Origin of the sequence: Gulosibacter macacae (assembly GCF_003865375.1) — a bacterium.
Taxonomy (GTDB): Bacteria; Actinomycetota; Actinomycetes; order Actinomycetales; family Microbacteriaceae; genus Gulosibacter; species Gulosibacter macacae.
Genome location: NZ_RQVS01000003.1, coordinates 106,260 through 129,273 on the forward strand (window position 1 = coordinate 106,260; position 23,014 = coordinate 129,273).

A 23,014-nucleotide genomic window follows, 5' to 3' on the forward strand; every position below is an offset into this window, starting at 1 on the left:
GCCAATGGCTGACCGGATGCGCTCGCGGCCGACGACCGCCGCGACTACGGTCGAGAGCATGACAAGTCATGCCGAGCATCCCAATTTGCCGACCGGAACCGAGCCTGGCGACGGTATCGACGAGAAGCTTGCCGATGTGTCGAAGGATTCCCACGAAACGGCGGCACCACTCGCCGTCTCACCATTCACGATGGTGGCAACTGAGGGCGGCTTCGGCGCCTGTGATGTGAACGGAGTGTGCGCATGAGTAACGAACGCCTCAGCATCGACATCTGGAGCGATGTCATGTGCCCGTGGTGCTATCTCGGTGACACCATGCTTGACCAGGCGCTACAGGAGTTCGAGCACGGCGACCAGGTTGACGTGAAGTATCACTCGTATCAGCTCATGCCCGAGCTGGCCCCCGAGACCGATATGAACCTCAACGAGATGCTCGTGACCGAGCGCGGCTACCCACGCGAGCAGGCTGAGGCGATGAACGCTGAAATCGCGAAGCGCGGCGACGCGATCGGGCTCGAGTTCCGATTCGATCGTGCCGTCGCGGCCAACACGCGCGCGGCGCACCGCTTGTTGCACTTCGCCGACGAGCACGGTCGCCAGCACGAGCTGGTGATTCGCCTCTTCAAAGCATTCTTTACCGACGGGCTGAAGGTCGGTAACCACGAAGTGCTCGCTGATCTCGCCGCCGAAGTGGGACTTGACCGTGACGCCGCGCTCGCTGCTCTCAATTCCGAGCAGTACGAGGATGCAGTGACTGCCGACATCGATCTCGCGCGCCAATACGGCATCAACGGGGTGCCGTTCTTCGTCATCGACGGCAAGTATGCGATCTCGGGTGCCCAGCCAACCGAGACTTTCCGCCAGGCGCTCGACACGGTTTGGCGGGAGCGTTCGGTCGGCGAGGCGACCCAGGCCTAGCCTCCCAGCTCACAGAACAAGCCCCGAGTGTGACTATGCACACGCCCGGGGCTTTGTTCTGGCCGTCTGTGTTGCTGAGGTTGGTGTTGCTGAGATTAGCGAGCCGAGACTGCGTCCTTGCGGGCGCCGCGCTTTGACTTGCCGTTGGTGTAGGCGTCGCTCACTTCGCCCCAGAATGCGACCTGCGAACGCTCGTAGTGCAGTCCGGCTCGCAGGGCGATGGTGGCGCCATCAAACGCCTCAGTGCGGCCGATCTTGACGAGGTGCTCGTAGTCATTCAGGCGAGCTTTGTGCAGTTCAACCTGCTCGTCAGCCAGTCGCTTCACCTCGGCGTCATCGTTGAGGTCGGCGAAGAACAGGCGCAGGAGACCGCCATCGCGCAACTCAGGGCGCCCCCCGGGTGAATTGAGCCACGACATGAGTGCTTCGCGACCCGCATCGGTGATGGTGAAGTGGCGTCGGCGACGACCGTCCTCTTCTTGTTCTTCATCAACGAGTCCAAGTTCGGCGAGCTTACGCGGCGCTGCGTAAACCTGGGAGCGCGGGAAATTCCAGAAGTTGCCGACTGATTGATCGATCAGTTCGTGCAATTCATAAGACGTTTTTGGTCCCTCTAGTGCGAGTAGACCGAGAATGACTTGTCCGGCGGTGCTGAGTTGGGGATTGGCCATTTAGAAACTGTAATGCATAAACCTGCAAGCAAACGCTCAACCGTCCGGTCTAGACTGTAAGGATGTGCTTGTGATCAGGGAGGATTGGCATGTACGCAGTGATCGTGGAGCGAGTGTTGCGGGGTGCGTTTGCGGGGCTCAGTGCCGGTGATATTACGGCAATTACGAACAAGCTCGCGCGCGATTGCGTGCACACGTTCATTGGTGAACATGCCCTCGCGGGTACGCGCAACACGCCCGACTCGATCCGTGCTTGGTACGAGCGCTTGACGTCGGTACTTCCTGGCATTTCCTTTGAAATTAAGCGCATTCGGGTGCGGGGCATGCCGTGGTCGACACTGGCGGTTGCGGAGTGGGTCGAGACCAATTCAGGGGTTGATGGTGTGCGCACTTCGGCCGGTGGTGTGAACGTGATGGAGCTGCGCTGGGGGAAGGTCACGCGCGTCTCGATTTACACCGACACATCAGCTCTCGAGCGCACGCTCGCGCGCGACGCGGTGGCTGGGCATCCGGATGCGCTGGCGGCGCCGATCGCTGATCAGGGTGCGAATCGTTGGTAGGTGTAATTTCATTTTATGAATAGGCATGGCTGCAATATATTTGCGGGAGCGTTCCATGTATCGCTGTTAATAAGTGAAAATCCATGCGTATAAATTCGGCACATGTGTGGAAGTGAGCGTGTGATTATTCCCAGTCCCGGTAATGCTGGACAGATGCTGTTTTGTGCGTGACTCGAATTGACGATGGCGTCTAGGGTGGTGCGGCTAGCCTCGAGGCATGACCATCGTAAAGATCAATGCCATTGACGTGCCGCCGCAGGCTGGCCCCGAGCTCGAACGACGCTTCGCTGAGCGCGGGGGAGCGGTCGACGGCTCGCCCGGCTTCCTTGGCTTTCAACTACTGCGCCCCACTGCTGGGGAAACCCGCTACTTCGTGGTGACACACTGGGCCGATGAAGCCTCGTACGCGGCCTGGCGTGACGGCGATGCGCGTGCGGCGCACGCCGGACAGCACAGCAAGCCGGTCGCTACCGGCGCGAACCTGCTTGAGTTCGACGTTGTGCTTGACGTCAAGCCGAAAGCGACCGACTAGTCGAGCTACGCGGGCTGCGCTCCTTACCTCGGCCCCGACCTAGAACGCGTCGATCTCGATCTTCGACATCTGCATCATCTTTTCGTAGGCGCCGGGCTTCGCCATGAGTTCTTCCATGTTGGCCGGCACGATCTGCCAGCTCACGCCGAACTCGTCCTTGCACCAACCACAGACGGCCGCCTCAGGAACGTGCGAGAGCGCATCCCAGTAGCGGTCGATCTCAGCCTGGTCGGCGCAGGCGACCGACAACGAGAGCCCTTCACCAAAGGTGAACTCGTGATCGCTTCCGCCGTCCATGGCGGTGAACCACTGTCCCCCGAGGGTGAACTCGCTGAACATAATGCCCTCAGCGAGTTCGGCCCCGCCAGCTTCGCCATAGGGCAACACGTTGCCGAGGTGTGAGTCGCGGAAGAGCGAGGTGTAGCGCTCAATGGCCTCGCGAGCGCGAAGTTCTGCTCCGGTAAACAGCAGCGAGGGGATGAGGAACGGGCGCGGTTCGCCCTCGGGGTTGGTGAGCATGAGCTGCCAATTCACGCCGTAGCGGTCTTCGACCCAGCCGTAGCGCTTACTGAACGGATACTCCTGGAGGGGCATCCGCACTTCGCCCCCGTCGGAAAGCCGCGCCCAAATCGCGTCGAGCGCGCCTGCCGCATCCGTCATGGCACTTGGATCGAAGTTCACGATGAACGAGATTGCCGGGGTGGGCCGAAACTCGTTGCCGGCGTTGATCAACGTGAGGGCATAGCCGTCGATCGCCAGATCAACCGTGAGGGCTTTCCCCGCGAAATCCTGCTGGAAGTCGAGCAAGCCTTCGGTCGGATAGTTCGAGCCGCCAGTGCGCTGCGCATTCGGAAACGTCGCGACATAGAAGTCAGCGACCTCTTCTGCATTGCCCTGGCACCAGATGTTTGGCGTGATGAACTGCATGGTCAGCTCCTGCGTTTGGGCGCCGAGGTTCGGCGCTGGCGACGAGAGCCTGTGACCGCTCGTCGTGGAATTGCCGACCGCGGCCTGTTTTCGTGCCCGGTGCGCCTAGCTAGTGTGCGGCGGGTGCGCCGCCGCGACCGCGCCCACCGCGGGAGCGGCGATTGCGGTTGTTCGACGAAGTGCCAGCACCTTCATTGCGGCGCTGACCCTGACCGCCGCGCTGTTGCTGACCACGCGAAGCTTGCGCGGTAGCTTGCTCGCCACGGGCCGCTTGCTGGCCGCGCGACTGCTGGCCGCGCGACTGCTGGCCACGGCCACCGCCCGATTGCTGGGGCTGCGGTGCCGGCGCCGGAGTGACAGGCGCAGCTCGCGGCCCGACGAGATGGTCAACGACCGGTGAGGTGGCCGTGACGTGATCAAACGGCGCCTTGATTTGCGCGCGACGCAGGAGCGTCGACACCTCGCGCTGCTCATCCTCGACGGCAACCGTGATCACGACGCCCGAAGCACCAGCACGTGCCGTGCGGCCCGAGCGGTGCAGATAGGCCTTGTGTTCCACCGGCGGATCAACGTGCACAACGAGTTCGACATCGTCGACGTGCACACCACGAGCCGCGACATCGGTGGCCACGAGCACGCGCACGGCACCGGGTGTGCCCGGTTCGGCAGCGAAGGCAGCAAGGTTGCGGTCACGTGCGTTCTGCGAGAGGTTGCCCTGCAGATCGACTGCCGGGATGCCATCCGCGGTGAGCTTGCGCGCCATCTTCTTCGCGATGTGCTTCGTGCGGGTGAAGAGGATGCGGCGGCCCTCACCCGAGGCGAGCTCGTGCACGAGCGCTGTCTTCTCTTCGCGCGACGGCACGACAAGCACGCGGTGGACCATTTCGCCCTGCGGCACGCTGTCTTCATCAACCGCGTGGGTGACGGGGTTCGAGAGGAACTTTCGCGTGAGCTGATCGACACCGCGGTCAAGCGTCGCCGAGAACAGCAAGCGCTGGCCACCGGTCGGCGTCGCCGAAAGGATGCGGGTGACGCCCGGAAGAAAGCCGAGGTCGGCCATGTGGTCTGCCTCATCGAGCACTGCTACCTCGACCGAGTCGAGGACGGCCTCGCGCTGTTGCATGAGGTCTTCGAGTCGGCCCGGGCAGGCCACGACAATGTCGACAGCGCCTCGCAGCGCCTCAACCTGCCGGGTCTGCTTGACGCCGCCAAAGATGGTGGTGACGCTAAGGCCCTTGGCCTTGGCAAGTGGCTCGATGGTCTTTGCGATCTGCGTGGCAAGCTCGCGAGTGGGGGCAAGCACGAGTCCGCGCGGGTGGCCGGGACGGGTGCGGGCGCCCGATTCGGCAAGTCGGTTCACGAGGGGCAGCGAAAACGCGATGGTCTTGCCCGAACCGGTGCGACCGCGGCCGAGCACATCGCGACCACCGAGCGAATCGGGCAGGGTGTCGCGCTGAATCGGGAATGCCGTGGTTTTACCCTCGGCGGCAAGCACATCAGCCAGGGCTGCGGGCACGCCGAGTTCGTGGAAGGTGGGTTCAGTCATGAAAAGCTCTCTCTTAGGCGCATCGCGGCGAGATCGTCACGCGACGGCAAACTGCCAGTCTACGCCCGGTGAGCCGATTCGCACTCGGGAAGTCGGTAATCCTGGGCCTCTACCCTGAACAGTGAGCGTGGGCAGAGCGCTTCCGCGCTTCGCAATAGCTTGCTGTTGCCATCCCTCGAGGAGTTCGGAGAGCCAATGTCAACTGTCACGAACCGCGCGTCGCGCATCCTGCTGAGTTCGGTCGGAGCGATCACGCTGATCGCGGGTCTGGCCGCATGTGCGGGCGGTGCCGAATCGCCGACCGAGACCGCACAGCCCGAGTCGACGACGAGCGCGACGACAAGTGAAACCTCGTCGGCGCCCACCACCACGCAGGGCGAAGGCGTTCCCGCTGGCACCTACTCAAGTGAGGCAACGCCCGAGTACATGGTGATTGGTGACGTCAACGCGCCAATCGAGATTCGAGTGTTCTCTGATTACCTCTGCCCGCACTGCGCGACATTCACGAATGGTGAAGAGCCGCAAATTATTCAGGAACTCGTTGAGTCAGGTCAGGCGAAGCTTGTCTTGAGCGACTTCATCGTCGTTGACCAGACCGGTTCGACGGCGCTCGCGGTAGCGGCACGCGCGGCGGGCGAGCAGGGTAAGTACGAGGAGTTCCACCAAGTCGTCATGACCGAACAGGACAATATTCGTTCGGGCGGGGTAATCGATCAGGCGCTCATGGTGTCGCTGGCGGAAAAGGCGGGCGTGCCGGATACCGAAGAATTCCTGGCGGCACTCTCATCGGCAGATTTGATTGCCGGAGTTAATGCCAGCCAGGATGAGGGGCGCACACTCAATGTTCGTGGCACGCCGACGGTGCTTGTGAACGGAGTCGCCGTTGAAATGCCGACCTTTGCTGCAGTAAAGGATGCAGTCGACGCCGTCGGCTAATACGATCCCTGCCATTTGGGCAAGGCAAAGGGCCGATACCTTGACTTAGGTATCGGCCCTTTGCATTAGCTGGGATTACTGACTGGCCTCATCGAATGCGTCGATGATGTTCTGCGGGATGCGACCGCGGTCGGCAACTTCATGGCCATTGGCGCGAGCCCACTTGCGGATTGCCGCAAGGTCACGCTTCGGCCCGGTTGCCGGGAGCTGGGTGCGAGTGCCGCGCTGCTGGCGACCGCCAACTCGACGCGCGGATGCAATGTACTCCGAAAGCGCCTCGCGCAATTCAGCGGCACGGTTGTCGGTGAGATCAATCTCATAGTCAACACCGTCGAGCGCGAACTTTACGGTCTCGCCCTTGCCCTCGTCGAGGACGGTTCCGTCGATATCGTCGACGAGCTGGTAGACGACTTTGCGGGCCATGTGATGCCTTTCTTGCTGAGTGCAACCTCTGCGGAATATCGCTCTTCATAGATATTTGCGTAATTACGCTGATGAACAAATGAGGTGCTCCGTCATAATGCGCGAATCTCATTCATTATGCAAGCGTCACCGCTGACAATTCCCGGATCGCTCCGCAATGTCATTCCGAAGATGGAGCACGCTTAAGACCGGTAGAGCTGGATGCATCCAATATTTTCCTATTCGTGCGCGAGTGCTTGCGCCGGAGCCACTCGAGCAGCCCGGTGCGCGGGCCCAAGTCCAGCCAGAATGCCAATCACGATCGCGACGAGGACTACCGAGACGATTCCAAGCCAGGGAAGTGCGAGAACGGGGTTGGACAGATTACCGAGCGCCGAGTAGACGGCGGCGACACCGAGCGGCACCCCAATCAGAATTGAGAGCGCTGCACCAATGAGGGCCAAGGTGATCGCCTCAATGAGCACCATGGTGCGCACGCCGCCACGGGTTGTGCCGAGAGCTCGCAGCAGAGCGAGTTCGCGATGGCGCTCTGCCACGGCGAGGGCGACGATGCTCGCGAGACCGATCGCCGAAATCACTACCGTGAGCGCAAGCATGGCAAGCACAAATGCGGTAAGGAATCCCACGATATCTTCGTAAACCGACCGCTCATGCACCGGCCCGCCAATCGAAAGGGCCGGGTCATTCGTCGTGAGATCACTGAGCTGTTTCACCAAATTTGATGACTCGCCGGGCTTTGCGTCAATCCATACCTGCGTGACCGCCGGTTCGCTGCCAAGTTGGGCAAACGCACTCGGGTTCACGACGCCTTGCACATTGCCATCGATCTGCGCCGTGGGTCGCAATTCGTTTGCGACCGGGTCGGCAACGAGGACAAATTGTTGTTCGCCCCCGTCAGCCGTCTTTGCGGCGACATTGGTGTTTGCCGGCACGTAGCCGTCCTTACCGAATTGAGGTTCGGGTACGAGCATGAGCATCGTTTCCATGCGCGCATCAATTTGGTCGACCCATTCGGCGGGGAGTTCGGCAACCGAAGTAATCGACGGGGCGCCAGGAATCTCACTGAGATATTCCGTGTCAACGGCAACGGTGCGAACTGGCGCAGAACGCTCGACGGCTTCGAGCGACCCAATCGCGACAATCTGCGCCTCGGTGAGCGCTGAGCCGTCTTTGTTCATGACCGCGGCATCCACGCGGTAGCGCTCATCGAGATTGGTATTGAGCGTCGCTCCAACTGAGCCAATCGCCGTGAGCATGGCGAGCACGAGGCTTCCACCGAGCGCAATGGCCAACACCACGGTGCCGGAACGTCTCGACGTGCGCACAAGATTCTCGCCGGCGATCTTCGACACGACTCCGCCACCGAGAAGTTTCGCAATGGCCGGCATGATGGCGCGCACGATAAGCGGCACCAGGATGATCAGACCGATCGCGGCGATGACACCCGAGCCAATGGCGCTGAGCAAGTTCGAGCCGAGCGCCGAGAGGAGAAGACCCGCCGCACCGAGCCCGGTGAGGACGCCGCCGATGATCCAGCTCGCGACGCTCGTACGACGCTGCTGCTGTTCGGTCGTTGAGGCCGCCGCGAGCGCAGCTACCGGCGAGAGACGGCGCGTACCGGCAGCCGGTGCCCAGGCTGCAATGAGTGTCATCGCAACCGTCACGACGAGTGCGGCAATCGCCCAGATGATCGGGAACCGCGCACCTCCGCCACCGAGCCCCGCAAGCGCCGCGATACCCCAACCGAGCAAGAACCCAATCGTGATGCCAGCAATGGCACCGACGAGGGCCACGATGAGCGCCTCGATGAGTACAGTCGATTGCACCTGGCCGCCGGTGGCACCAACGAGCCGCAACAGTCCGTGCTGACGCAGTCGTTGGGCAAGCAACACCTGGAAGGTGTTGCGAATCACCATGGTCGCGGCAACGAGGGCGATGAGCACGAAGGCGAGGAAGACGGTGGCGAGCAAGTTCGAGCCGCCGGAGAACTGGTCGACGAGTTCATCCACATAGGTGCTCGCGACGGCAGCCTTCGAGGCGTCCTCCTCGTCACCGAAACCGGCATTGAGGGTGTTGACGAATGTTTCGGGCGACACACCGGCGGCAAGGTCGACGATGCTGCCGCGGGACTGCTCGGCGAAGGCATTCGCGTCGACGTACATGATGTTCGTGGCGCCCTCGGCCCCCTGCGGCGCCTGGATCACGCCGACGATCGCCATGGGGATAGTCTCGCCATACGTGTAGGTCTCGACCAAGACCTCGTCGCCAAGCTGCAGCTTAAGGCGATCAAGCATTGCCTGCGAGAGTGCGACCTCGTTCGGGCCGCTCGGATCGGCACCGCTGGCAAGCGTGGTCCACCGCAGCGACTCGCTTTCGGGCACACCAAGCAATTGCACGTCGTGGCGGGCAGAACCAGCGAGCAATTGCGCGCCGATTTGTACGTTCGGTGCGGCTGCGACCACTTCGGGCAGTTGCGCGAGTTCAGCGGCAGTGGGAGCGGGGTTGTCGATGTCGTAGCCATTGCTGACGAAGACATCTGCGTTCGAAATCGGTGCGGAAATCGTCACCCGCATCCCGGCCTGCATGGTGGTGATGAACGTGCCGGTAGCCATGATGGCCATGGCCGAGAGGAGCGCCGCGATAATGACGGCGGCGACGCGACCAGGGGCGTTGCGCACCTGGCGACCTGCGAGGAGTAGCGGCGTGCTCATGAACCGACCTGCGCCATCATCGCGACGATCTGCTCGTAGCTCGGGCCGCGCAACTCGTGTGCGAGGCGGCCGTCAACCAGGATGAGCACCCGATCGGCGTAGGCAGCTGCCGCCGGATCGTGGGTCACCATGATGACGGTCTGACGGCGGTCGTGTGCGGCCATGCGGAGTGACTCGAGTAGGGCCCGACCGGTCTTGAGGTCGAGCGCGCCGGTCGGTTCGTCGGCGAATACCACCGCAGGCCGCGTGATCATTGCGCGAGCCACGGCGACGCGCTGCTGCTGACCGCCCGAGAGCTCGTGCGGATAGTGCTCGAGACGCTCGGCAATACCAAGGCGCGAGGCAAGCAGTTCGAGCTCGCCCGCATCCGGTTGCCGCCCTGCGAGTCGCATCGGTAGCTCAATGTTTTCGCGCGCCGAGAGTGTCGGCACCAGGTTGAACGACTGGAAGACAAAGCCGAGTCGGTCGCGGCGAAGTCGCGTGAGGTCGCGATCGCGCAGGCCACCAATGACCGTGCCCTCGATGCGCACCTCACCCTGCGTCGGTACATCGAGGCCGGCGAGCAAGTGCATGAGCGTCGACTTGCCAGACCCAGAAGGGCCCATGATGGCGGTGAACTCGCCCACACCGAAGGCGGCGTTGACGCCACCGACGGCGTGCACCATTGCGCTGCCTTCGCCATAGGTCTTCACGAGGCCCCGGCACTCGATCGCGGGCATTGCTTGCGAGGGCACCGGCTGGTGCGGGTGGGCTACGGGCATTGACATTGTTTGCTCCACGTCGGTTCGAGGCTGAGGGGTCCGGGAACTTTCCCGATGGCTCCCATGCTTCCGGGAGTCCCGAGTCGGAGCATCCTGCCCAAGAGCCAATCGCAATGGCGCAGACCAATACCAAAGAAGGAGAGGGAAAACCCCCCGCGCGACACCAACGGTGGAATCTCGCGTGAATCCGGGCGGCCTAGGCTGACGACATGAACGAGAGCTTCATCGGGGCCGCGCCGCAGCCGCTACGGGTGCTCCGGAATGATGCGATCGTTGCCGGCCTCGTGCTGCTGCTCATGCTCCTCATCAGCATGCTGCTCTTGAACACTCCGGCTCGCGGGGCGATTGGGCCGATGCTGATTGTGCAGGCGCTCATGCTGGTGCTGCGACGAGCGGCACCGATCACCTTCGCGATGTTGGCCGCAGTCAACGCCGGATCGAGTGTGAGTTCCAATGCGTATGGCATCGAGGTCCTCACCGTCGGCGTGATCGTGCTCATCAGCATCTACAGCGTCGCGGCGTTCGCGCAGCGGCGCTTGCGGTTCTTGGGATTGCTCTCACTCCCGGCGGCAATCGTGACGATCATCGGCACGGGGTACTACGGCTGGTTCTTGCCGCCGATGACCGCGCCGACAGGAGAGCCGATCGCGACACCACCCGAAATGATGGAGCCAGAGCTGGGCGCACTACTCATTTCTGCGGGAATGGTGTGTGCGTTGTACCTGGCCGCATTCGCGCTCGGTCTCGCGAAGCGCGGACAGCTCGATCTTGTCGGGCGTGAGCGCGAGCGCGCGAATCTGCTCGAACGGGATGCGCACCGACTCGCCGAACTCGCCGTCGCCGATGAGCGCACGCGCATTGCTCGCGAAATGCACGACATCATTGCCCACTCGCTCGCCTCGATCGTGACCCTTTCGGAGGGTGGCCGCATGGCCGCGCGCAACGATGCCGAACTCAGCGCGGAACTCTTTGCCAAGATCTCGGAGTCGGGTCGCGATGCACTCGGTGAAGTGAAACGGCTACTGCGCAATGTGGCCGATGTGCAAGACGATGAGCCGGCACGTGGAGCCGCCGATATTCGCGCACTTGTCGATCGCATCGCGCTCGCAGGCCAGCCGCTCACCATGCACGAGTTTGGCGTCACGCGCATGCTTCCGGCCGGTCTCTCGCTCGCCGTCTACCGCGTGGCGCAAGAGTCGCTCACGAATGTGCTCAAGCATGCGCCCGGATCCCGCGCTGAATTGCACCTCGATTGGCGCGGTGATCGCCTCGACCTCGAAGTCACGAACGTGGTTGAGGGCGCAGGCTCGGTGTCGGCCCCCGACGGTCGCGGTATGGCCGGGATGCGCGAGCGCACCGAACTCTTTGACGGCACCTTCGCGGTCGACCGCGTTGCCGGACTCTTCCGAGTGCGGGCAAGCTGGCCGCTCTCGGCAGAAACTCCGGCGGCACCGAGCATCGATCGCACCGACCATTCCACCAGCGAAGGGCAGATCACCCCATGAGCGAACCGAAGATTCGCGTCCTCATCGTCGACGACCAAGCCCTCGTGCGCGAAGGACTCTCACTCATCGCCGGATCTGACCCCGGCATCGAAGTCGTGGGGCGTGCCGAGAACGGTCGGGCCGGTGTGGCGGCGGCCCTGCAATTGCGCCCCGATGTGGTGCTCATGGATGTGCGCATGCCCGAGATGGACGGCATCGAGGCGACCTCGAAGCTCCTAGCGCATCCCGCCGAAGCCGCCGAGATTCGGGTGCTCGCGCTCACGACCTATGACTCCGAAGACTTCGTCGTGCGGATGCTCGCAGCCGGGGCCTCGGGGTTCCTCCTCAAGGATGCTCCGGGCGAAGATCTCGTCAGGGCCATCCGCACCGTGCACGCCGGGAACGCGATCATTGACCCGCAAATGACGAAGGGACTCGTCGACCGCATGCTTGCCGAGCCGGCAGCACCACTGGTTGACCCCATCCGTGTTGGTGAACGCGACTCGCAACTCGCCAGCCTCACCGACCGCGAGCGCGAGGTGCTCGACCACCTCGTCTGCGGCGAATCGAACGCGCAAATCGCGGCCGCGCTGTTTCTGGCCGAAGTGACCGTGAAGTCGCACGTTGGCCGCATCCTCGACAAGCTCGGGGTGCCCGACCGCATCCATGTCGTCATCTGGGCTTATGAAACCGGGTACCTCACTCCCGGCAACTGAGCCGTCGATTAACGACGAGTGTCAAACGCGATAGGCTCGGCGCATCGTATACGGCAAGGGAGGCGTCGGTGGATGAGCAACGGCTCATCGAGCTCGAAGTTCGCGGGGTCGATGAATGGCGCGAGACCGTCACTTCTCTGTTGCTGCCGTTGGCGATTGAGACTGACGATCCCGATTCTTTTCGGGCTTCTATTACGACCGTCACCGTGAGTGGCGTGCGCATCTACCGCATCTCGGCGACCTCGCACCGCTCCGCTCGCACCGAGCGTCTCGTCGCCCGCGGCGGCGATCCGTTCTATGCCGTCGTGCACCAGGTCGCGGGTTCGTCGCGCGTCGCGCAATACGATCACACCGCGGAACTTGTGCGCGGTGACTTCGCGCTTTACGACACCACCTCGCCCTATCGACGCGAGTTCCCCGAGGGCACGACCATGGTCATGCTCATTCCACAGCAGCTCATCAACCTGCCGCCGCGCGCCTTCGCGCAGATCGCGGCCCTGCGCATCCCCGGTGATCAAGGCATCGGCGCAATCGCCTCACCGCTCCTCACTGGCCTCGCAGGCAATCTCGGCTCACTGCTTGGGCAGGGCGGCCGGGCAGTGGTGCAGGCCGTCGTCGATGTGATCAGCGCCTGTGTCGCCGAGCAACTCGGTATTGCCGCACCGACGCGATCGACCACGCACCTTGAACTGCTCATGGAGGTGCGCGAGTACATCATGAGCCACCTCGGCGATGCCGGGCTCACACCGCAGCGCATTGCACAGCAGCACTTCGTTTCGGTGCGCACCCTGCATTCACTGTTCAAAGAACAGGGCACCACCGTGGCGACCTGGATTCGGGAGCGTCGCCTTGAGATGGCACGCCGCGACCTTATTGACGCGATGTGCACCGACCCGATTCGGGTGATCGGTGAGCGTTGGGGCTTTGTCGACGCGACGCACTTCTCGAACGCCTTCAAACTCGCCTACGGTGCCTCGCCCCGGCAGTATCGGCAGGCCGCGCTCCAGGCGCAGGCGGAGGCGCGCGTCTAACCGAGCGCGCATCTTGGGCATCCAGCGCGCGGTATCGTCACTCACGTGGCGGGAGTGTTTCAGGGATTCAGCGTCATCACGCTGATCATCATCGTCGGCGTGGTGATTGAGCGCACCGGTTGGTTGGGCGCCCACGGCCGCAAGGTGCTCACTGGACTCGCCTTTCACGTTGCGACACCGGCGCTCCTATTCGGACTGATGTACCACGCCGATCTCTCGGTGCTCTTTAGCGGTCAATTCATCGTGACCGCAATTGGCATGGTTGTGATCGCGCTCATGTACGCGCTGATTGGTGCGCTCGCGCGCTGGGGCACCGGGCCGACAACGATCGGCGCGCTCGCGGCGAGCTTCGTCAACTCGGGCAACCTCGGTATCCCAATTGCCGTCTACGTGCTCGGCGATGGCACGCTCGTGGCGCCCGTCATGCTCGCGCAACAACTCATCATGGGACCGGTCGCGCTGACGACGCTCGACCTCGCGACGCGCAGCCCGGATGCGGCCAAGTTGCGCTGGTGGCAATACGCCACGCGTCCCTTCGTGAACCCCATCGTGATCGGCGCGCTGACGGGGTTGCTTCTCAACGCGACGAACGTCGCGATGCCAGAGTTCGTGCTCGAGCCGATTTCGCTCATCGGCGCGATGAGCGTGCCGGCGATGCTCCTCGCCTTCGGCATGGGGCTCAACGACAGCCCGGTGCCACTGCGCGGGCCGGAGCGACCCCAGGTGCTTACGGCCACGCTCCTCAAGACGCTCGTGCATCCGCTGTTCGCCTGGGTGCTCGGCGCGTTCGTCTTCAACTTGGATGCAACCACGCTCTTTGTTGTGGTCATCACCGCCGCGCTTCCGGCCGCGCAGAACATCTACAACTACGCGGTCACCTACGACACCGGCGAGCGGCTCGCGCGCGACAGCATCCTGATCACGACGCTCGGCTCGGTGCCGGTGATTGTGCTCGCGACGCTGCTGCTGCATCCGTAGGTAGCTTGCTGCGGCCACCCGAAAGCGCGCGTAGCGCGTAAAGGATCGCAGCGAGGTCGACGAGTTCCTGGGTGAGTGCGCCGATGACCGCGGGGATGAGACCGAAGGCGGCAATAAGCATGAGGCCGAGCGAGAGGATGATGCCGATCCAGATCGCCTGCAGGGCCACGCCATAGGTGTGCTTGCCGATCTCAACGGCCCGCGCGGCGCGGCTGATGTCGTCACGCACGATGACGACATCAGCCGATTCGCTCGCGGCCGTCGCACCGCGTGCGCCCATGGCGATACCAACATCAGCCGCCGCGAGCACCGGGGCATCATTGACGCCATCGCCAACCATGATCGTTGGACCCGGCATCTCGCTCACGAGACGCACCTTGTCTTGGGGGAGGAGTGCGCCGTGCACGGTGCTGATACCAGCTTGCGAAGCAAGGGCATCGGCGGTCTGCTGGTTATCGCCAGAGAGCATGGCAATCTCGCTGAGGCCGAGTTTGCGTAGCGCGTCGACGGTGGCCGGTGCGTTGTCGCGCAGGGCATCGGCGAGGAGCAGCGTGCCAGCGAAGCGGCCATCGATGGCGATGGCCACCGAGGTTTGGCCGGGCTCGAGCGGCACGGCTTCGGCGGCCGGGTCAACCGCCTGCACGAACGCGAGCTTGCCGACCACCACCCGGCGACCGTCGACCGTTGCGCTGACACCGTTCGTGGCGATCTCTTGCGCATCGGTGCCGGGCGACAGCGCGAGCCCTCGGGCGCGCGCCGCATCGATCACACCGGCAGCAAGCACATGCGAGGAGTATTGCTCGGCCGAGGCCGCGAGCCGCAAGAGCTCGTCTTCGTCAGTGCCATTCGCCGTGATCGCGCGGATGAGTTCGGGTTCGCCGTGCGAGAGGGTGCCGGTTTTGTCGAAGGCAATTGAGTTTGCCTTCGCGAGCGCTTCGAGCGTTGCGCCGCCTTTGACGATGATGCCGCCGCGCGCCGAAGCGCTCATGCCACCCATGAATGCGACCGGCGCCGCGATGAGGAGCGGACACGGCGTTGCGAGTACGAGCACCTCGGCGAACCGCACGGGGTCGCCCGAGAGCCACCAGGCAATGCCGGCAATGGCGAGTGAGACGATTGTGAAGGGCACCGCGAACCGGTCAGCGATGCGCACGGTCGGGGCCTTGGCCGACTCGGCCTCTTGCACGAGCGCAATGATCTGCTGGTACTGCGAGGAGGCGGCATCGGCCGTGGCCCGCAAGTGCACGGCCTGTTCACTATTGAGCGCACCCGAGAGGATGCGTTCACCCGCCGTGTGCGTCACCGGCAGGCTCTCGCCGGTGAGGGATGATTCGTCAAACACCGCCTCGGCGCTGAGCAGCACACCGTCGACGGGCACGACCTCGGCAGGCTTAATGAGCAGCAAATCTCCCGCGACCACCTCGTCGACCGGCAGATCAGTCACCGTGGCATTGGGCGCATCGGAACTCAGGCGGTGCGCCGTTTGCGGTGCCCGCTTGAGGAGCGCATCGAGATCCTTCGTCGCCCGCGAGGCGGCGTAGTCCTCCAACGCCTCGCCGCCCGAGAGCATGAGCACGATGATGAGCGCGGCGATGTACTCGCCCACCCAAGTGGCCGCGGCCATCGCCACCACCGCGAGAATGTCAAGTCCGAAGTGCCCGCGCAGAATGTCGCGAATCATGCCGATGGCCGTCCACACAATGATGCCGACGACATAGATCGTCGCGATCCAGCGGCCAATGGCATACTGGCCTGCACCCTCGAGCATGAGCACGGTCGCCAGCACGACGATAGTCGCCGCGACGATCGGGTACTTCACCAAAAAAGTCCTGATCTTGTTCATATATCTATTGTCGGCGAGGGCTGAAATTGCCGCCAGCGAGGGCAGGCTTGCCTGAATTTAGGTGTGGCTCAGCTCACCGCAGTGGGATGCTTGCCCGGCGCACGGGCGTAGGCTGGAACGCACGCTGGGAACGGAGTTCCGAGCATCCTGTTGCCTGTTTGTGAAGGAACCTGATGACGAACACCGACGATTTGATTGAGCGCAATCGCGAGTACGCCAGCACCTACCCGGGGCCCAAGCCGTTGCGCCCTGGCAAGCACATTGCGGTCGTTGCCTGCATGGACTCCCGTCTGCAGATCTTCCCGATGCTCGGCCTCGAACTTGGCGACGCGCACATTATTCGTAATGCCGGTGGCGTCATCACCGACGACATGATTCGTTCGCTCACCATTTCGCAGCGCATGCTCGGCACCCGCGAGATCATCCTCATCCACCACACTAATTGCGGTCTGTCGACGTTCACCGAAGACCAGTTCGACGACAAACTCATGACCGAAACCGGCGCCCGCGCGCACTGGAAGGCGGAGTCGTTCAAGGACGTCGATGCTTCGGTGCGCGAGTCGATTCGTCGCATCCTGCAATCGCCCTTTATTGAGCACAAGGATGCGGTGCGTGGGTTCGTGGCCGACGTCGACACGGGACTGCTGCGCGAGGTCTTCCCCTCGTGACCGGCTGGCGGCTCGTCGAAACCCGCTTCGGGCCAATAGGTCTTGAGGCGACCGCCGCGGGCTTGCGGCAGGTGTGGTTGCCGCCGACGATCCCGCCAGATTTCGCGACGATGCCAGGCGAGGATGCTGACGAAGCGGTGCTCGACACTGTCGAGACCCAGCTACTCGAGTATTGCGCGGGGGAGCGACGCGAGTTCGATGTGCCGCTTGATTGGTCACTCGTGCCCTGTGGATTTACCGGTGAGGCGCTCCGCGGCATCGCTGAAATTGGCTTTGCTGAGGTGGAATCGTACGGTGAGATTGCCGCGCGCGTCGGGCACCCGCGGGCGGCGCGTGCCGTGGGCACGGCCTGTTCGAAGAACCCATTGCCGCTCGTCGTGCCCTGCCACCGGGTGGTGCGTGCCGGAAGCATGGGCAGCTACGGCGGCGGCGAGGCGATGAAGCAGGCGCTCCTCGAACACGAGTTTGCGGGTGCGGGCATTGAGATTTGGCCGGAGTGGTGGCGATCGTGACGCTGATGGGAGCGCGTGACAGGTGAGTCGACGGGTAAGTCGGAGCCGACTATTGCGTGCCCGGGCTCGCCGGGGCATGCTGCTCAGCGATGCGCGGCTCTCGTTTGCTGACGACGAGGTCATTGCCCAGTGGCAGGAACGTCAGCGAGAAGAGCTTGCCCGCTGGCAGGAGTGGCTTCAGAGTTTCCCGCCGCAACCGGTGTGGCGGGTGCGCGGGCGGCGGCGCAGTGACCGCAAGCATCCGGCCCGAAGTGTGCCGCTATTTACGATTCCACCCTGGTGGCGTCGTTTGCCGGGTGCACTGCGGTTCGGAGTGTCGATCGCGGCCGATTCGTTTGTTTGGGACTACCTGCAGGCTCGCTCGCTACGACCTCGACAGGTGCCAGGCCGGTTTTCGCCCGAAGACAACAACCACTCGTCACTGCCAACGGTGGTGCTCATCCCGGGGTTTCTCACGAACTGGCAATTCATGATGCCGATTGCTGAGACGCTGACTCGGCTCGGTCTGCAGGTGCGGGTGCTCCCGCAGCTTGGGTTCATGCTTGATTCGGTCGAGGCGTTGGCAGAGCAAGTGATCGATGATTTGCGTGTGCACGCCGATACTGGACCAGTGGTTTTTGTCACCCATTCGAAGGGTGGGTTGGTGGCCAAACGAGTGCTCCTCGCCGACCCTGAGGGCGAACTGGCACTTGGTGCGGTGACGATATCGGCACCCTTTGCTGGTGCACGGGCCGCACGGCTCGTGAGTGGCACGGTGCCGTTGCCGTATGTGCGTGAAGTGGTGATGTTGCGTCCGGGTACGCCGGCGATGCTCGACCTCGCGCGCGAGACGGCGGCAAATTCGCGCATCACGACAATCTCGCCAATCGTTGACGAAATTGTGGGGGCTGGTGGCGCACTGCCGGGCGCGAGGAATATCGCGGTGAGTTCGATTGGTCACAATCTCTTGCTCGCTGACGCGCGCGTGCATCGCATCATTGTGCGCGAGGTGCGTCGTCTGGTGCGGGCGGATGCAGCGAACGAGTCGTAGGAGTCTGTTTACCGCCGCGGGTCGGCGAGGATGGGGAACTACGACCGCGCACATGACGTGGATTGGAGAGGTGGGATGAGTCGCAGGGTGAGCCGCAGTCGGCTCTTGCTCACGCGGGTGCGGAGGGGGTTGCTGCTCACTGATGCAAGGCTCTCGTTTGCTGACGACCAGGTCATCGCCCAGTGGCAGGAACGTCAGCGCGAAGAGCTTGCCCGCTGGCAGGAGTGGTTTCAGCAGCTGCCGGCGCAGGTGGCGCAGACGCCCGAAGCGCGGGTGCGTCGGATGGGATGGTTGCGTCGCATTGCTCGCTCGAGAATCGCGATGCGTCGCTTGCGCGCGGTTGAACTGCGACTTCCCGAACTGCAATTGCCCGAGGTCGATCTTTCGGAGCTGTCGCTCACCCAGATCTCGACGCGACTCGCGGCCGAGTTTGAGCCGGCGAAGTTTCACCGGCGAATTATGGATGCGGCACGGTTCGCCGCATCGCTTGGTGCGGACTCGGCGATCTGGGTGTATTGGCAAACTCGCTCGCTGGTGCGGTTGACCCCACCGCCGCAATTGCTTGCTGGTGATCCCTCGCTGCCGGTGGTGTTGCTCATTCAGGGCTGGTCGACCACGTGGCGATTCATGGAGCCGATCGCCGAGGCACTTGATCGCGCCGGGTATCGGGTGCGGATGTTGCCGCAGCTCGGTCGTATGACCGGGTCGAGTGACCACCTGACGGAGCTTGTGATGCGCTATCTGCAATCGCACCGGGAGCTGTTGCCAGTGGTGCTCGTGACTCACTCGCGTGGCGGCATCATCGCGAAAAAGTTGCTGCAGCGCGACCCCGAGGGCGAGTTCGTGCTCGGTGCTGTGACACTCTCGGCACCGTTCTCGGGAGCGAAGGCAGCGCGCCTGATTCGGGCCGAGCTGCCGGGGCTCGAGGCAGTGACACTGCTTCGACCCGGCTCGCCGGCGCTCCATGAGCTTGCGCGCGAGACTGCCGCGAATTCGCGCATCACGACGATTTCGCCGATCGTCGATGAGATCGTCGGTTCGGGTGGTGCGCTTCCTGGCGCGCGTAACCTCGCGGTGAGTTCGATTGGCCACAACCTGCTGCTCGCCGAGCCGCGGGTGCACCGCGCGGTGGTGGCCGAGGTCGAACGCATCGCGGCGGCGGCCCGGGCTCACTGAGTCGGGATGCGGCGGCGCACTCTGCTGGCCTAGGCACTTAGCTCGCCCGGGCCCGCAGCGCCGACCACACCTCCCAGAGTTGCTTGAGATCTTGCGCCGAGGTCGCCTGCACTGAGACACCGCGCTCGCCGGTGCGGCGCACCGTGCCGTGAATAACGAGGAGCGGTGTGCCAAAGAGCACTTCGCCACTCGCCTGCTGTGCATCCTCGAAGAAGGTGGCGTCAGCGCATCCTGAACCATCGTCAACGCTGATGAACACCACCCGCTTGCCGCTACGCATTGGCGGGGTCTGGGTGGCCACGCGCACCCCCGCCACGATCACCTCGGCGCCACCGCGCAGGCCGAGCAGTTCCCCTGCGGGGGTCACCCCGAGCTCATCGAGGAGCGGCCGGTAGCCGTCGATGACGTGCTCCGAGAGATCAAGCGCGAGCACCTCGAGTTCGGCCTGCACCCGCGCTCGAGCATCGAGATCGGGCGCGCCACCTGCCTCGACCGGCACATGATCGACCGGAGCGTGACCGCCTTCAAGCGCGAGCGGTAGCTCGAGCACATCCGCGCCGACCTTGCGTTTGCGGGCCCGCGGCCGCGAGCGAATCGCAGTGATGAGCTCGCCACGGGTGGGCCGGGCAGGTTCGAGTTCATCGAGCGCGCCAATGAGCGCGAGCCGTTCGGCGAGCGGCCGGGACGGGCGGGCGCGGCCAAGGAAGTCGCCGAGTGATTCGTAAGGGGCGTGCGCCTGGATGCGCGCGAGTTCAGCCTCCGAGATCCCGCGGATATCGGCGAGCGAAAGCCTGATACCGAGATCGCCCGGCGCCGTTGCGGTGCCGGGGGCGGTGTCGCGCACACGCTCAACGACAAACTCAGCGGTCGACACATTAACGTCGACCGGCAGAATCGGAATCCCAAGCCGACGGGCATCGCCGAGCAGCAAGCGCTTCGGATACATACCCGGATCATGGGTGAGCAACCCCGCAAAAAACTCAGCCGGATAGTGGGTCTTCAGCCACGCCGTCTGCCAGGTCGGCAACGCAAACGCCGCCGCATGCGCCTTGCAGAAGCCGAACGAGCCGAAGCCCTTGAGCACATCCCAAATGCGGTCAATCTGCGCGTCAGTGAACTTGCGACGTCCCTGCGCATCCCGGTTCTTGGCGGTCTCGCGCCGGAACCGTTCTTCAATCGACTGCCCGCGCTTCTCCATGAGCCGGCGCAGCTCATCGGCCTCGGCGAGGTCGATGCCCATGCACTCGTGCAAGATGCGCAGCACCTGCTCGTGATAGACGACCACCCCGTAGGTCTCGGCAAGAAACGGTCGAAACGAGGGATGCAACCAATCGGGTGTCGCAAACCCGTGCTTCACGTCGAGGAAGGGCGCGACCATATTGCCCTTCATCGGGCCGGGGCGGAAGAGCGAGATATCGGCGATGAGGTCGTCGTAGACATCGGGTTGCATCTTGCCGATGAGTTCGCGCTGGCCAGGCGACTCGATCTGGAACATGCCGAGCGTGTGCGTCGTGCGAATCGCCTCGAACGTGACCTCATCGTCTTTGGGAATATCGTCGAGCACGACGTGACCATCGCGCGAGACATAGCTCGTGTCGGGGGCGAGCCCACCGCGCACGGCGGCTTGTGGTCCGTGCATCCGGCTTATTTCACCGACCGCATAGGCGAGCGCAGATTGCATGCGCACCCCGAGCACATCGAGTTTGAGCAGCCCCATATCGTCAATATCGTCTTTGTCGTATTGGCTCATCGGCAGCTCGAGCCCGCTCGGTTGCACCGGCGTGGTCGACAGCAGGGTCGCGTCGCCGATGAGCACGCCGCAGGGATGCATCGAGAGGTGCCGGGGGAGCCGGTCGAGCCGTTCGGCGAGATCGATGAGGAGGTCGAGATCGCGGTCGCGTTTGGCTTCATCGGCAAGTTTGGCGAGTTCGGGTTTCTCTTTGAGTACCTCACGAAACTCGCCCGCATTGAAGCGCCACAGTGACTTTGCGATCTTGTCGATGCGGGCCTCGTCGAGTCCGAGCGCGAGCCCGGCATCGCGGGCGGCGCCGCGCGCGCGGTAGGTCGAATGCATGGAGAGCAGGGCCGTGCGTTCGCGGCCATAGCGCTGGAAGATCATGCGGTAGACATCGTGGCGGCGGGCAGACTCGACGTCGACGTCAATATCGGGCAGGGTCGAGCGCTTGCGGCCGAGAAACCGTTCGAACACGAGGTCGTGCTCGATCGGGTTCACATTGGAGATGCGCAGCAGGTAGTTGACGAGGCTTGAGGCACCGGAGCCGCGGGCCTGGTTGCGCACACCCATCGCGCGAATCGAGTCGGTGACATCGGCGACGGCGAGGAAATAGGTGGCGAAGCCGAAGCCGTTGATGGTGCTGAGTTCATCGCGCAACCGCAGGTCGAGGGTGGTGCGTTCAGTGCCAGCGGCATCGGGAAAGCGCTCGTTGAGGGCGGCTTCACAGCGGCGGGCGAGCGCGCGGGCGGGGTCGCCGGTGATGCCGAGCACGCTCGGTTCGGGAACTTTGGGTTGCTGCCAGCGCACATCGCTAACCGGGTCGAGGCGGCAGCGTGCAGCGAGCTCGGCGGTGGTGCCGAGCAATTCGTCGAGGGCGATGCGGCCAAGTCCGGTGCGGCCAACGATGAGTTCGCCGAGTGCCCGCATCCGGTCGGGTGATTTGAGCCAGGCCTGGGCATTCGGCTGCGGCGGGAAGGAGCCGAGCGGTCGCAACTCGCCCGCGGCATCGAGCACATCGCCGGTGAGTGCGTCATCGGGGTCGAGATAGCGCACCTGGTTCGTGAGCACCGCGGGGATGCGGCAGGTATGCGCGAGCTCAAGCATCGCTGCCGCGTGGGCGAGGGAGGCGGCGGCCCCGGGTTCGGTGAGGTGACAGACAATCTCGAGGGCGATGGCTCTGGGGAGCTGGCGTTGCCATGAGCGGATGCGTGCCCGTGCCTCATCGGGACGACCCGCGGCGAGTGCCAGGCCGACATCGGAGTGGGGACCGAGGAGCACCGTGCCGAGGGTGTCGTGCTCGCCGAGGAGGAAGGGGGAGAAGCGTTTCGGGGCGAGCTGTGCGCGGTGCTGGCGGCGAGCGGTGAGGTTGGCGCCGCGCGGTGGCATATGCGCGGCCGAAATGAGCCGGGAGAGCGCCGCCCAGCCGAGCCCGTCATTCGCGCCGTGCGCCAGCACCGTCACCCGCGGCCGCTTCACCGCGTCCGGTGCGCTGAGGCCACCCGGTGCACTGAGGCTCTCGAAGTGTGCCGCCGTCAGGCGGCCGCCTTTTGGTTGGTCGAGTGACGCCGTGAGGTGGCCACCTTTTGGTTGGTCGAGTGCCGCCGGCAGGCGGTGTATCGAGACCCCCGCCTCACCCCCACCCTCAAGCGCCAAATCCACCCCCACCACCGGAGCGACCCCCGCCGCAATGCACGCGCGAATATGCCGAACCGCGCCGTAGAGGCCATCGCGGTCGGTGATCGCCGCCGCCTCGGCGCCCCACTCCGCAGCCCTGGCGACAAGGGCTTCGGGGGCCGAGGTGCCGTGGTGCGTTGAGAACGCCGAAGCGACGTGTAGATGCGGAAATGCACTCATGG

21 protein-coding genes are annotated in these 23,014 nt (G+C 63.9%); 13 read left to right on the forward strand and 8 right to left on the reverse strand.

Translation table 11 applies throughout. From position 1 onward, the window contains the following. Positions 1-58 precede the first annotated feature (58 nt). Complete coding sequence (locus tag EG850_RS03205) at positions 59-247, forward strand: hypothetical protein (protein ID WP_124969851.1); 189 nt, start codon at positions 59-61, stop codon at positions 245-247. After that, positions 244-918: a DsbA family oxidoreductase gene (locus tag EG850_RS03210; RefSeq protein WP_124969854.1), complete on the forward strand. Its 675-nt coding sequence runs from the start codon at positions 244-246 to the stop codon at positions 916-918. The genes EG850_RS03205 and EG850_RS03210 overlap by 4 nt, the downstream gene beginning before the upstream one ends. Before the next feature lie 95 nt (positions 919-1,013). On the opposite strand, the gene EG850_RS03215 is transcribed toward EG850_RS03210, so the two are convergent. Next, the gene (locus EG850_RS03215; protein WP_124969857.1) at positions 1,014-1,589 is read right to left on the reverse strand and encodes a PadR family transcriptional regulator; all 576 of its coding nucleotides are present in this window, start codon (positions 1,587-1,589) and stop codon (positions 1,014-1,016) included. Between the two features lie 89 nt (positions 1,590-1,678). Between EG850_RS03215 and EG850_RS03220 the strand changes: the two genes are divergently transcribed. Both EG850_RS03220 and EG850_RS03225 read left to right on the forward strand, forming a co-directional pair. Further along, a complete protein-coding gene (locus EG850_RS03220; RefSeq protein WP_124969860.1) occupies positions 1,679-2,149 on the forward strand; it encodes a nuclear transport factor 2 family protein in 471 nt (156 codons plus the stop codon). A 217-nt stretch (positions 2,150-2,366) separates the two neighbouring features. Further along, positions 2,367-2,681 (forward strand): antibiotic biosynthesis monooxygenase family protein, encoded by a 315-nt coding sequence (locus tag EG850_RS03225; protein ID WP_124969863.1) that lies wholly within the window; start codon positions 2,367-2,369, stop codon positions 2,679-2,681. Between the two features lie 39 nt (positions 2,682-2,720). On the opposite strand, the gene EG850_RS03230 is transcribed toward EG850_RS03225, so the two are convergent. Next, positions 2,721-3,608: a VOC family protein gene (locus tag EG850_RS03230; protein ID WP_124969866.1), complete on the reverse strand. Its 888-nt coding sequence runs from the start codon at positions 3,606-3,608 to the stop codon at positions 2,721-2,723. A gap of 109 nt (positions 3,609-3,717) precedes the next feature. Beyond that, a complete protein-coding gene (locus tag EG850_RS03235; RefSeq protein ID WP_124969869.1) occupies positions 3,718-5,154 on the reverse strand; it encodes a DEAD/DEAH box helicase in 1,437 nt (478 codons plus the stop codon). Between the two features lie 195 nt (positions 5,155-5,349). On the opposite strand from EG850_RS03235, the gene EG850_RS03240 reads away from it, so the two are divergent. After that, entirely contained in the window at positions 5,350-6,090 is a 741-nt protein-coding gene (locus EG850_RS03240; protein ID WP_124969872.1) for a DsbA family protein, read from the forward strand. Between the two features lie 75 nt (positions 6,091-6,165). On the opposite strand, the gene EG850_RS03245 is transcribed toward EG850_RS03240, so the two are convergent. The 3 genes from EG850_RS03245 to EG850_RS03255 all read right to left on the reverse strand — a co-directional run bounded on the left by EG850_RS03245 (position 6,166) and on the right by EG850_RS03255 (position 9,991). Further along, the gene (locus tag EG850_RS03245) at positions 6,166-6,513 is read right to left on the reverse strand and encodes a histone-like nucleoid-structuring protein Lsr2 (RefSeq protein ID WP_124969875.1); all 348 of its coding nucleotides are present in this window, start codon (positions 6,511-6,513) and stop codon (positions 6,166-6,168) included. A 218-nt stretch (positions 6,514-6,731) separates the two neighbouring features. After that, on the reverse strand, positions 6,732-9,224 hold the full coding sequence (locus EG850_RS03250; protein ID WP_124969878.1) for an FtsX-like permease family protein: 2,493 nt from the start codon (positions 9,222-9,224) through the stop codon (positions 6,732-6,734). Further along, on the reverse strand, positions 9,221-9,991 hold the full coding sequence (locus EG850_RS03255; RefSeq protein ID WP_124969881.1) for an ABC transporter ATP-binding protein: 771 nt from the start codon (positions 9,989-9,991) through the stop codon (positions 9,221-9,223). Before EG850_RS03255 ends, EG850_RS03250 begins: the two co-directional genes overlap by 4 nt. A gap of 203 nt (positions 9,992-10,194) precedes the next feature. Between EG850_RS03255 and EG850_RS03260 the strand changes: the two genes are divergently transcribed. From EG850_RS03260 to EG850_RS03275, 4 genes are all read left to right on the forward strand, one after another. Further along, a complete protein-coding gene (locus tag EG850_RS03260; protein ID WP_124969884.1) occupies positions 10,195-11,490 on the forward strand; it encodes a sensor histidine kinase in 1,296 nt (431 codons plus the stop codon). Next, positions 11,487-12,185, forward strand: coding sequence for a response regulator (locus EG850_RS03265; RefSeq protein WP_124969887.1), 699 nt, complete (start codon positions 11,487-11,489; stop codon positions 12,183-12,185). The genes EG850_RS03260 and EG850_RS03265 overlap by 4 nt, the downstream gene beginning before the upstream one ends. A gap of 68 nt (positions 12,186-12,253) precedes the next feature. Further along, positions 12,254-13,216, forward strand: coding sequence for an AraC-like ligand-binding domain-containing protein (locus EG850_RS03270; protein WP_124969890.1), 963 nt, complete (start codon positions 12,254-12,256; stop codon positions 13,214-13,216). A 45-nt stretch (positions 13,217-13,261) separates the two neighbouring features. Next, positions 13,262-14,194 carry an AEC family transporter gene (locus EG850_RS03275; protein ID WP_124969892.1) on the forward strand — a complete coding sequence of 311 codons (933 nt, stop codon included), beginning with the start codon at positions 13,262-13,264 and terminating at the stop codon, positions 14,192-14,194. Here EG850_RS03275 and EG850_RS03280 read toward each other — a convergent pair. Beyond that, positions 14,136-16,037: a heavy metal translocating P-type ATPase gene (locus EG850_RS03280; protein WP_124969895.1), complete on the reverse strand. Its 1,902-nt coding sequence runs from the start codon at positions 16,035-16,037 to the stop codon at positions 14,136-14,138. The genes EG850_RS03275 and EG850_RS03280 overlap by 59 nt on opposite strands. A 173-nt stretch (positions 16,038-16,210) precedes the next feature. Between EG850_RS03280 and EG850_RS03285 the strand changes: the two genes are divergently transcribed. From EG850_RS03285 to EG850_RS03300, 4 genes are all read left to right on the forward strand, one after another. Beyond that, positions 16,211-16,705, forward strand: coding sequence for a beta-class carbonic anhydrase (locus tag EG850_RS03285; protein WP_124969898.1), 495 nt, complete (start codon positions 16,211-16,213; stop codon positions 16,703-16,705). Further along, on the forward strand, positions 16,702-17,217 hold the full coding sequence (locus EG850_RS03290; protein WP_124969901.1) for a methylated-DNA--[protein]-cysteine S-methyltransferase: 516 nt from the start codon (positions 16,702-16,704) through the stop codon (positions 17,215-17,217). The genes EG850_RS03285 and EG850_RS03290 overlap by 4 nt, the downstream gene beginning before the upstream one ends. Positions 17,218-17,293: 76 nt before the next feature. Next, positions 17,294-18,247, forward strand: a complete 954-nt coding sequence (locus tag EG850_RS03295; RefSeq protein WP_124969904.1) for a lipase family protein — start codon at positions 17,294-17,296, stop codon at positions 18,245-18,247. Between the two features lie 87 nt (positions 18,248-18,334). Then, positions 18,335-19,423 carry an alpha/beta hydrolase family protein gene (locus EG850_RS03300; RefSeq protein ID WP_124969907.1) on the forward strand — a complete coding sequence of 363 codons (1,089 nt, stop codon included), beginning with the start codon at positions 18,335-18,337 and terminating at the stop codon, positions 19,421-19,423. Positions 19,424-19,460: 37 nt separating this feature from the next. Here the strand turns inward: EG850_RS03300 and EG850_RS03305 are convergent, their stop codons facing one another. Continuing rightward, positions 19,461-23,012 (reverse strand): DNA polymerase III subunit alpha, encoded by a 3,552-nt coding sequence (locus EG850_RS03305; protein WP_124969910.1) that lies wholly within the window; start codon positions 23,010-23,012, stop codon positions 19,461-19,463. Between the last annotated feature and the right edge of the window lie 2 nt (positions 23,013-23,014).